This is a genomic window from bacterium (assembly GCA_009926305.1).
Taxonomy (GTDB): Bacteria; Bdellovibrionota_C; UBA2361; order UBA2361; family RFPC01; genus RFPC01.
This window is the reverse complement of the sequence record RFPC01000076.1, coordinates 1-11,010: the sequence shown is the minus strand read 5'-3', so window position 1 is coordinate 11,010 and position 11,010 is coordinate 1. Positions and strand designations below refer to the sequence as shown.

The following is an 11,010-nucleotide window of genomic DNA, read 5'->3' as shown; positions in this document are numbered from 1 at the left end:
GGAAGAAAGAGCCTCCCAAAGAGCAAGGATCAAGAGGGAATTTCCTAGTTTCTTCAGTGAGTTGGAGGAATTTTCAAGGAGTCCATTTCATAGTGCTCGAGGCTATCGGACCCAGTTTCTGCCAGGTGGTGCGAGTGAGTTGGGGTGTGGCAGGGCACAAGCGTTGACTTTGTCTGGTTAAGTGCCCATAATTTCGATGTATTTTGCGGTTCAGTTTCCGTGCTTGCAATGGAATACAGCGACCATTTTCAATGGTCGCAGATTGAACGTATCGCTCATGTATGGAATTGCTGGTTCTGCCGAGGGTCGCAAAGTGTTTTTTGCTGAAGGATAGTCAGTCGCTAGTCTTCACCTAAAAACTCTTTAGCACAACTCGGCAGGTCCGTGTCGGTTGAGAGGGATACACGCAAAACTTGAAGAACACTTGAGATAGGATGTGCAGGAAGCAACGTTTGTTTTCTGCATGATATGAAGAAAGAAATTGAGGAGCATTATTAATGCCAGCTGAAGAAAGTATAGAAGAAGTCGGAACAACCGTCGGGTCAAAGGCGGATGTGATTGCAAAGTTTAAGAGAGGCGAGGGTGATACAGGCTCGCCAGAGGTGCAGATTGCGCTTTTAACTCGTCGACTTGAGCAGCTTAAAACACATTTTGATAAGCACTCTCTTGATAAACATTCAAAGAGAGGTCTGTTAAAGATAGTTTCCCAGCGAAAAAGGCTTCTTTCGTATCTACGAAATGAAGATATTACTCGCTATCGGACTCTTATTGGTGAGCTCGGGCTAAGAAAGTAGGCGCTTCGTCTTGCCCCTTGTTTTCACAGATGAACTCAATAGCCCGGCTTCACTCCTTATTGAGGGGTATCCAACGATTCGGTCCCAGAAATTGGGACGAAGAAAATGGGCCCGAGGACGTTGGGGATTGTGGAGTCGATACGAGCGCATTCCATTCAGTCATAATGCGAAATACAGCATCTTGCGAAATACAGTGTCATGAGAAATACAGTATCATGACACTTGGAATCCGTGGTTCGTGGCTATGAAGGAATGGCAGTCATTATTTCAACAAATTTTAATAGGTGAACAAAAAAATATACTTCGGTGAGCAGTTTTTTAAGGTACGCTCACTCGGAGGTTGAAGGAGAAAGAATATGTCAGAAACAACACTAGGAACACCAATTACCGTAGAAACTGATTTTCACGGAACTCACTTATCATTTGAAACAGGAAAAGTAGCGAAGCAGGCTTCTGGGTCGGTAATCGTTCGGTCTGGAGAGTCAGTAGTACTCGTAACATGTGTGCTTGGAGATGACCGTGGGGGAGATTTTCTTCCGCTCACGATTGATTATGTTGAAAAGGCGTATGCTGCAGGAAAGATTCCGGGAGGATTTTTCAAAAGAGAAGGAAGGCTCAGCGAGCGTGAAACTCTTATCTCACGATTTATTGATCGACCGTGTAGGCCCCTTTTCAAGAAGGGATTCGGTAATGAGATTCAAGTGGTAGCTACTGTGCTCTCAGCGGATCCAAACGTTGATACTGATGTCGTAGCATTATGTGGCGCGTCTGCTGCAATTGCTATTTCAGAAATTCCGTTTGATGGCCCTGTAGCTGGAGTCCGTGTTGCACGTATAGACGGAAAGTTATGTATCAATCCGACTCCTGATGAGCTCGAAGATCAAGATTTGAACTTTATCGTAGCAGGAACCCGTGATGCCATCGTTATGGTAGAAGGTGGAGCACATGAAGCTTCAGAGGCTGAGGTGCTAGAAGCGCTGTTTTATGCACACCAAGAGATCCAGAAGATTATTGCGTTGCAAGACGAGCTTGTCTCAAAGGTAGGAAAAACGAAGATTGAGTTTGTACCGAAAGAGGATGATGCAGCTCTTACTCAGCAGATAGAGAGTGCTATCAAAGACGAGCTTCTCGCGGCATGTGTTGTCCGTGACAAGCTTGAGCGAAAGACAGCATTCAAGGCTGTTAAGGAAAAGGTAGTAGAGCAGTTTGTTGGAGAGGATGCGGAGGACCCTGATGCTCGGAAGGCTGAGGTGGTCGGAATTCTAGAAGGCCTTCATTCAACGTATGTGCGCCAGATGATCCTCGAAAAGGGCGAGAGAATCGATGGGCGTGATACAAGAACGGTTCGTCCAATTGATATCCAGGTTGGATACTTGCCTCGGGTTCATGGCTCAGCACTTTTCACTCGAGGAGAGACTCAGGCAATTGTTACTGCCACTCTTGGGGTAGAAGACGATGCTCAGCGTATCGATAATCTTTATGGTGACACCACCAAAGACTTTATGCTGCATTATAACTTCCCTCCGTTTTCCGTTGGAGAAGCAAGACCAATGCGTGGACCTGGAAGAAGAGAGATTGGACATGGGGCGCTTGCTGAGCGTGCATTGCGAACGGTAATTCCATCAACCGCGAACTTTCCGTACACGGTAAGAATCGTGTCAGAAATTACGGAAAGTAACGGTTCGAGCTCCATGGCGTCGGTTTGCGGTGGTACCCTTTCGCTTCTTGATGCAGGGGTTCCCCTAGAGGCTCCAGTAGCGGGAGTTGCGATGGGGCTTATCAAGGAAGGTGAAAAGACGGCAATCTTGACCGATATTCTCGGAGACGAGGATCATCTTGGCGATATGGACTTTAAGGTGTGTGGAAGTGAGCGTGGTATTACTGCTCTTCAAATGGATATTAAGATTAAAGGTCTGAGCCAAGATATCATGACCCAAGCTCTTGAGCAGGCTCGAGAAGCGCGTCTCCATATCCTAACGAAGATGGCGGAAGTTATTGAGGCTCCTCGTGAGGAGTTAAGCCGATATGCGCCGCGAATCGTCTCTTTTAAGATTCCTACGGATAAGATCAGAGACTTGATTGGCAGTGGTGGGAAGACGATTAAAGGCATTCAAGAGACTTGGGATGTTAAGATCTCAATCCAAGACAACGGAGACGTTACTGTTTCTGGAAGTGATGGAGAGTCCTTGGATAACGCGGTAAGAATCTGTAAGAGTCTTACTGAGAAGCCAGAAATTGGAAAGCTGTACCAGGGAGTCGTAAAGCGAATAGCCGACTTTGGTGCCTTCGTAGAGATCCTTCCTGGAACAGAAGGGCTCGTACACATTTCACAACTTGCGGATGAGCGAGTCCGAAGTGTTGAAGATGTCGTAAGTGAGGGAGATCAAATCACTGTTAAGGTGCTTGAGATGGACCGAATGGGTAAGATTCGCCTCTCGTTGAAAGAAGCCTTAGCTGATATGGCAGCGAATGCAAACTAGGGTGTTTCTCTAAACTGTTCCTTCCTCAAGCCGAGTGCTGAGGAGGAGCATGGCAAAAAGGGGTGTCACGGGCTTTTGGTTCGTGGCCCCTTTTTTTGTGCGCGCACTTTCAAGAAAGGTGGTGATGAGAGGAAAAGGGGAGCTGGCGGTGTTTTTTTTCAGTGCGCCTATTCTCGAGTCTGAATTGTAACTTCTCTGTTGTGATAGACAGTGGAGTGAGCAGGGATACTGTTCGTTAGCCAAACGTTTCCACCGATAACAGAGCCTTTTCCAATAACGGTATCTCCACCAAGGATGGTTGCACTTGCATAGATAACAACATCATCTTCAATGGTGGGGTGTCTTTTTGTCGAAGCGAGTGTTTTCTCAACGCTCAATGCGCCCAGGGTAACCCCTTGGTACAACTTAACTCGCTCTCCGATGACTGTTGTCTCTCCGATAACAATTCCAGTGCCATGATCTATAAAAAAGGGAGATGCGATGCGCGCGCCTGGGTGAATATCAATCCCCGTTTTTCTATGTGCATGCTCTGATAGAGCACGAGCAAATGATTCAAGAGAATGATTCCAGAAAAAGTGAGCTACTCTATGAAAGAGAATAGCTTGAAACCCAGGGTAAGAGGCAATTACTTCATCGGTTGACCGAGCTGCTGGGTCTCCTTCGTGAATGAACTCGGCATCTTTTTGTAAGGTCATCTGAAGCTCTGGCAAAAACTGAGCAAGCTGATCGAGAACTTTTCTCGCTATCTTCTCAAGTTCAGGCCCCTCACGACCAATGGACTTGAGTGCTATGCTATCGATATTGTTCAGGTAGGTGGCGAGCTCATTTTTCGTTTGAAACGAATGTTGATCAAAGTGAGGAAAGAGAATGTGTTGTATGCCAGCGGCGAATTGTTGAATTTCTGATTGAATGGGAACGGGAGGGGTTGTTCTTCCCCCTCGTTGTGTAAAAAGTCGTTCTATTACCTCTTCAATAGTCATGCCGTATATCCGCCGAGTTCTAGTGATGAGAGCACTTTAGAGGAGGAGTAAAAATGGGACAAGGGCTTGGGGGGGTGAGGAGAATAAATTTATGACTCTTTTTTTAGCAATTTCTGCATCTTAAAGGGAGAAAATCCGGTTTTTTGAGAGAAGCTCGTGAATCATTTCCTTGGTGAAAAATTTAGTGTGGTGAATTTAGCGACGTTGAGAGGCGACTCGCGAAGTTTCGAGAGGTCTTTCAGAGCGCTCCTGTGTCTTGGATTCCTCGCTCTTCTCATGATTCTATCAGTTCCTCAATTCGCTATCGGACAAGAGGGTTTGAGTAAAGTGCCTGAACCGGAAGGTCCAATGACGAGCGTAGAGCAAGATCCCCAATTCGATGCAGGTAGCATGCATCGGTACAGTGAGCCAGCCCCTCTTCCGCGGAGAGTGAAGAGATCAAATCCCAAATCATTTTCTGGTTACCTTCGGCAGAGGAAGTACTTTACACACCTGTGTAATCAGCTTTATGAGGATGGTAGAGCTGATGTTGTGAGAGAAATCGGACGCGAGTACCGAGCGGGTATTGTGGGATGTGCTGCGTGTAAGGCATTTTTTCGTTTACTCTTTTCTGAATGTCGTAAGCCGCCACGTGGTTACCAGAAAATTGAAAGGAAGATTACCGCTCTTCAGCGAGAGAAAAGACGTGAGGAACGCCTCAACAAAGTTGAGATCAAGGACAATACCGCTTTGCTTGATGACTTGCCATCGCTAGAAATCGGTGAGGCGGCTAAGAGTGCTACGATCAAGAAGGCGGAAACACAGGAGAAGACATCTTCGAAAGAAGGGAGCTCTGAAGATGAAGAGACTCTCGAAGACCTATTAAAAAAATTGCCGCGAAAACAGCTTGAGCCAAGGCTCTTTGTGATTGAATCGGCTTCGCGATTTGCCCAAGCCATCGCTCGGGATTCAAAGCGACTCGATCAGCATCTTATTGCTATCCAACAATTTGAAAAGGGTTTGCTCAGTGGGGAAGGAAGGACTGAGGGGGAGAAGTTGTATCTAGAGACCCTATCTGCGTATATCAAATCTCCGTTCGTTGACTATGAGCGAGAGTTCAGAAAAAGGGAGTTGAGAGAGCGATTAATGAGCGATCAAGAGCGACGGAACGAGATGATGCGTGAAGCGGTGGAAGAAACGGGTCAATTGCAGAAAGAGGCGCAAGCAACCTCAGAGGATCTTTTTTATGATCCAGATAACGACCTTATCTCTTTCGACTAGGTCTTTACCGAATATCATCGTCGTCGGGATCGAGGAAAACAAGCCCTGCGAAGAAATCTACAATTCCCTCTGGACATATTCCGATATAGCCTCCCAAAAAGATGTCGAGGCCAATTCCGAACTCAGCCTGACAGACTTCTCGATCTTCTGAAAACTGGTAGCTCTGTCCTACTCCGAACTCATTCTCTGTCTCGAGCAAGAAAGGTGATTGCCGACCAAATGCCCCTATTCGTAAAGAGCCCGGCTCAACCTTTCGGTATCCAACAGAGCCTTGGCGAGTAACTCTCATCACTCCTCCATAACTTGCCCCCGCACCGACATCAACACGGACGACGTCAACCAGATCAAGGATTCGATTAACCGGCCACAGAAGAATCTCAGCATAGAGCGGAAGGGGCTCTTTCTCTTCTTCGACTACTACGAGGTCTCCCCAGCCATCCTTCGGGCTCTGCGTGAGATTCGAATAGTCAGTTTCTGCCACATACGGTGAGTCAGCCAAGGCAGGTTCCGGGGATATCACCAGCGGAATAAGCATCAGAAAGACAATCTTACAGAGTGCGCGATATGGAATCATTCTACTTCATCTCCCCGGCTTTAAGACGTGTCCAGTAGTTTGCAAGGAGCCTTTTTACTCGTGGAGCGAGTATAAGACTACCAACGATATTCGGAAAGGCGAGGCTAAGAATCATAAGGTCTGAAAAGTCTATTACATCCCCAAGGGAGCTAATGGCTCCCAGGTAGGTAAAAAATACGAAGATAGTTCGAAAAATGGGTAAGGTTCTTAAGCCTACTCCTTCCCCAAGGTGATCCATGAGATATATCCATCCTCGTTCACCGTAGTAGCACCATGAGATCATTGTCGAATACGCAAATAGGGCAATACAGATTGTCAGGACAATAGGAAACCACGGAATGACCGACTGGAATGCTGCCGTCGTGAGGCTCACTCCGATATCAGCTGAGCCTGCACCAATACTCGGATCTGCATAAACTCCTGTCACCACGATGACCATCGAGGTCATAAAGCAGATTATGATGGTATCGATGAACGGCTCTAGCATCGCAACCAGTCCTTCTCTGACTGGTTCTTTTGTCTTGGCAGCCGCATGAGCTATCGCTGCACTTCCAAGCCCGGCTTCATTAGAAAATGCTGCTCTTCGAAATCCCATAATGAGGACACCGAGTAATCCACCGAAAAAAGCGTTGGGAGCAAAGGCTTCATTTAAGATCGTACCCAATGCTGACGGTATGTTATGGAGGTTCGTTACAAGAACGACAATTGCTGCAATCACGTATATACCGCACATCAGAGGTACGATCTTGGAGGTTGCAGCCCCAATGCGTTTTATTCCCCCGAGAACAACGATAGCAACAAGAACGGCGAGAATTATTCCTATTATATTTTCAGCTCCGGGAGTGAGTCCGAAGGTGTTCGTAATCGCTTCTGCTGTTTGGTTGGCCTGAAACATATTACCACCACCAAATGACCCTCCCATGATGAAGATGGCATATAAAATTGCTAACGTTTTCCCAAGAGGTTTTAACAAGGCTGAAACGTCTCGTAGACCAAGGTCGAGATAATACATCGGCCCCCCTGAGATGCTGCCATCAGGATTGACACGTCGGTACATCTGAGAGAGCGTACAACTTCCGAACTTAGCGCTCATTCCAAAGAGAGCAAGGAACATCATCCAGAAGACCGCACCGGGCCCCCCTTGTTGAATCGCAACTGCCACTCCAGCAATATTCCCGAGTCCTACCGTTGCAGAGAGTGCACTTGTGAGCGCTCGAAAATGAGAGACGTCACCAGTGTCATCTTCATGGTCAAATTTTCCTCTTACAACATCAATCGAGTGTTGAAATCCTCTTATGTTAATCCAGCCGTAAAAGAAGGTGAAAAATATCGCTCCAAAAGCGAGTATCGCTACAAGAAGCGGGAATCCAACCGTTCGTTTTTTTGGTTCACCCGTTTCTGGATCGATTACGGGATTACCCGAGATATCTACTTGGGTCACTGTGTGGGCGCCCCCCAAGATATCGAAGAACATTACCGATGCCATTGAGCTGTTTACTCTTGAGAGGAGAGAGGGCGGTGCTGGAGTCTCTGATTCTACGTGTTCAATCTGAATGGCATCTTCCACATCTGTTGGCACAGACTTTTCCGAATCGGCGTGGATCAGGCTAACGCACAGCAGCCCTGCCAGTATTGCTAATAGAGAAAAGCGTAATAATGTGGTGAAAGATTGATGCAGCATATCCATACCTTTTTCAGAGTATGGTCTACGATTTCCCGTTTCTCAGATTGGGTCAAGGCGAGAATCGAGTGAATTCTGTTCTCCTCGGCTATTTCCCGTATTTCAGCTGAGCAATTTTGTCATGACAGCGCTTCGGCAGTGTTGCCGCTAAGAAATCGGTGAGGAGGAGGGTTGCTTTGCTTCAAGATAGACCCACTTAAAGATAGAGCCACCTAAAGATAGACCACAGTGACTCCGCTATTTGTGCGACTGATTTCAAACCGTTTTGCCACATCGAGCGTCGAAAGCAGGGAGTGGACCCCAGTTTTTACCTTGCCTGAGCCATGTCCATGAATAATGTGCAGACGGGTCTCACCGCTGAGTACGCCCTGGTTGATAAATTCGAGTACGAGTTCTTTTGCCTTTTCAACGCTTTGCCCATGAAGGTCAATTTCTTTTACTTGAGCGGACGCCAGCTTCTTTACTCCTCTTTTCTGGCGGTGAGCACCACTTTGAACGGCAGTACTCGCTTTGAGTTCATCCTCTTTGCAAGTGATGCACAACTGGTTAATGGCAACTCGGTATCCTCCACCTCTTAGAGCCTTTTGTATCACGCCCTCTTTTTTGAGTTTGATCACCGTAACTGCATCGCCTTCTGAGAAGCTCATGACTCACCACAAGAAGGAATTGTAAAAATTGCATCGCCTATCTTAAGACTGTTATCTGACTGAGCATACTGCAAAAGGAGCTGTTGTGCTCTTCTGGTAAAACGCGCAGTAGGGAATCCAGGAGAGCGAAGTAAAAAAATCTCTTGATCCTCTTCTTGCTGAATACACAAGTCTTTAGGAGACATGGGAAGCGACTCATCGCTCGCGAAAATGACTGAAATACCTGCGTCTGTCTCGGTGATAGCAGTTACGAACCGCACGTATCCGTCGTGAGTAAATGTCGCCCGACCTTTTCCTATTCGAATAACAAAGCTATTGAGTTCTGCATCCCACCGTATCGAGCGATGAAATAGTGAAGCGAGTTTTTTATGAGAAAATTTTACTCCCTCGTGAAACCACTCGCCATTTTTGCTCAAAAAGAGCTCTTTCCCCATGTAAGAGGTGAAAAGCTGTTCAAGCTCGTGGTCAGAGGGGGGTCGCGACATCACTTACTCAACAATTCGAATAAGATGATACTTCTTTTTCCCGGATCGAAGCACAACTACATTTGGAAAAGGAAGAGGAAGGCTATTCAGAAGCGCTTGACTATCTTCAACTCGGACATTGTTTACATATCCACCGCCACCACTAATCAGTCGCTTCGCTTCTCCGCGAGACTGTGCAAGTGAGCTTCCCGTAAACGTTTCAATCACCGGTTGTTCTATGATGTCGGCTCTTCGCCTTTCACTCGAGGGGACCCCTTCAAAGATCTCTAGTAGGCGATCCTCAGATATGCCCTCAAGGGAGCCGCCAAAGAGGACTTCTCGACTTTTCTTCGCTGCATCGAGCTCGTCTTTCCCATGAATCAGCTCGACCAGTTGGTCTGCCAGAGTGTTCTGAGCGAGTCTCTTTTCTGGTGCTGCAAGATGTGCTTTCTCGACTTCTTGTATCTCTTCCAAGGTTAAGAAGGTGAATATCTTTAGGTAGCGAATAGCATCGACATCATCTACATTCAAAAAATATTGGTGCAGCTTATATGGCGACGTAAGTGCCTTGTCGAGCCACAGGGCCCCATCTTCACTTTTGCCAAACTTTTTTCCTGCGCTATCGGTGACGAGAGGAAAAGAAAACGCCACAGCCTCTCCGCTTCCTTTTTTACGTATCAGTTCAAGTCCAGCAGTAATATTGCCCCACTGGTCAGAGCCTCCGATTTGAAGAACAACGTCTGACGTTCGGAGGAGGTGGTCAAAATCCATTGCTTGGAGCAACATATAGGAGAACTCAGTGAATGAGATTCCATGCCCCTCCAGTCGAGTTTTGACTACCTCTTTGGCAATCATGTAGTTCACGGTAAGATGCTTTCCAGTATCCCGAAGAAAATCAAGGACAGGTACGGACTGAGTCCAATCAAGATTGTTTACGAACTCCGGTGCCACTGAAAGATCGCGAAAGAGTTTCTCAACCTGTTTTCGCTGCCGTTCGATATTGGCAGTAATAGTCTCTGCCTCCAGCAGCGTTCTCTCTTTATCTTTCCCTGACGGATCTCCAATAGAGCCAGTTGCTCCTCCGAACAGGATAACAGGCTGTAGGCCACCACGAGCGAGATGAATTGCGACTACAAGGGGAACCAGATTTCCGAGTTGAAGGCTGGGAGCGGTAGGGTCAAATCCGACGTAGAAGCGGGAGCCTGAAGGAAGGGAAGCAAGGCGCTCTTCATCCGAGATGTCCTGAAAGAGCCCTCTACCAGTAAGCTCCTGAAACCATTTAGGTTTATCCATAATTTCTACTCCCTTCCTGGCAATCCCACCAGTGCTCTTTCTCTGGATTATGAACACACCAGACTTTGACCTCAACCCTTCTATTCACCAATATTCGCTATCTCAATTCCCTGGTGGTGTCTCAGGTCTTGAGGAAAGGTTGCTGGTGGGGTTGAATATTCCCAGCAGAAACTCTAAACTCTTGCAATCTTTGATACAACCTGAATGTAGACGGTAGAGAATATGGCAAAAGTAGCCAAAGAGGCATTATATCTTGTTTCAAGTGAGGGGACTGGATTCTTCTATACGCTAAGAGTGAATAAGAAGAAAAGGCGAGGCGATCAAAAGCTTTCATTAAAAAAGTACGACCCTATTGCCCAAAAGCACGTTCTTTTTGAAGAAAAGCTGGTGTTCCGTGAACGGCTTGGGCTTTGTCCTAAAAATGATACAAAGTTCAAGTGGGAGCAGGCTTATTTGGACACAGTTAAGAAATATACAAAGCTGTACCTACAAAACACTCAGGGCAACGCTAAATCTGCTGCATCAGTGCTTGTCTTTCTTTGGAAGCTGATCCGGAAGCTAAAGCTGAAAGGATCAATGATAATTTTTCAAGAGACGTTTCCGGGTATCTTTGAAGAAATACTCACGTATAAGAACCCTTATCCAACTATAGCCCAGAAAGATACATGTAAGAAGTTGAACGAATTCTTTCATTTGAGAAAAAGGGAATCATGTTTCGTGTTTTTCTCGAGTAAAGATGCCGATGAAGCATCCACTGAAACAGAGCAACAAGAAGGACAGTCTGATGAGACAGCGCAAGATACAGTTGAGCAAGAAGAACCATCCACTGAGACGGAG

10 protein-coding genes are annotated in these 11,010 nt (G+C 46.6%); 4 read left to right on the top strand and 6 right to left on the bottom strand.

What is annotated here, in order from left to right; all coding sequences use genetic code 11:
• The first annotated feature begins 497 nt into the window (after positions 1–497).
• Both EBR25_10695 and pnp read left to right on the top strand, forming a co-directional pair.
• The gene (locus EBR25_10695; protein ID NBW41451.1) at positions 498–794 is read left to right on the top strand and encodes a 30S ribosomal protein S15; all 297 of its coding nucleotides are present in this window, start codon (positions 498–500) and stop codon (positions 792–794) included.
• Positions 795–1,150: 356 nt separating this feature from the next.
• Complete coding sequence (pnp, locus tag EBR25_10690; GenBank protein ID NBW41450.1) at positions 1,151–3,274, top strand: polyribonucleotide nucleotidyltransferase; 2,124 nt, start codon at positions 1,151–1,153, stop codon at positions 3,272–3,274.
• Between the two features lie 167 nt (positions 3,275–3,441).
• Here the strand turns inward: pnp and EBR25_10685 are convergent, their stop codons facing one another.
• Entirely contained in the window at positions 3,442–4,254 is an 813-nt protein-coding gene (locus tag EBR25_10685) for a serine acetyltransferase (protein ID NBW41449.1), read from the bottom strand.
• Positions 4,255–4,410: 156 nt separating this feature from the next.
• Between EBR25_10685 and EBR25_10680 the strand changes: the two genes are divergently transcribed.
• Positions 4,411–5,514 carry a hypothetical protein gene (locus EBR25_10680; GenBank protein ID NBW41448.1) on the top strand — a complete coding sequence of 368 codons (1,104 nt, stop codon included), beginning with the start codon at positions 4,411–4,413 and terminating at the stop codon, positions 5,512–5,514.
• 4 nt (positions 5,515–5,518) lie between these two features.
• On the opposite strand, the gene EBR25_10675 is transcribed toward EBR25_10680, so the two are convergent.
• The 5 genes from EBR25_10675 to EBR25_10655 all read right to left on the bottom strand — a co-directional run bounded on the left by EBR25_10675 (position 5,519) and on the right by EBR25_10655 (position 10,173).
• Complete coding sequence (locus tag EBR25_10675) at positions 5,519–6,088, bottom strand: hypothetical protein (GenBank protein ID NBW41447.1); 570 nt, start codon at positions 6,086–6,088, stop codon at positions 5,519–5,521.
• A gap of 1 nt (position 6,089) precedes the next feature.
• The gene (locus tag EBR25_10670) at positions 6,090–7,775 is read right to left on the bottom strand and encodes an alanine:cation symporter family protein (protein ID NBW41446.1); all 1,686 of its coding nucleotides are present in this window, start codon (positions 7,773–7,775) and stop codon (positions 6,090–6,092) included.
• Between the two features lie 206 nt (positions 7,776–7,981).
• Positions 7,982–8,416: a hypothetical protein gene (locus tag EBR25_10665; protein NBW41445.1), complete on the bottom strand. Its 435-nt coding sequence runs from the start codon at positions 8,414–8,416 to the stop codon at positions 7,982–7,984.
• Positions 8,413–8,901 (bottom strand): hypothetical protein, encoded by a 489-nt coding sequence (locus EBR25_10660; protein ID NBW41444.1) that lies wholly within the window; start codon positions 8,899–8,901, stop codon positions 8,413–8,415. Before EBR25_10660 ends, EBR25_10665 begins: the two co-directional genes overlap by 4 nt.
• Positions 8,902–8,904: 3 nt before the next feature.
• Positions 8,905–10,173, bottom strand: coding sequence for a tyrosine--tRNA ligase (locus EBR25_10655; protein NBW41443.1), 1,269 nt, complete (start codon positions 10,171–10,173; stop codon positions 8,905–8,907).
• 222 nt (positions 10,174–10,395) lie between these two features.
• Between EBR25_10655 and rpmG the strand changes: the two genes are divergently transcribed.
• The coding region (gene rpmG, locus EBR25_10650) for a 50S ribosomal protein L33 (GenBank protein ID NBW41442.1) at positions 10,396–11,010 on the top strand (615 nt) is incomplete at its 3' end.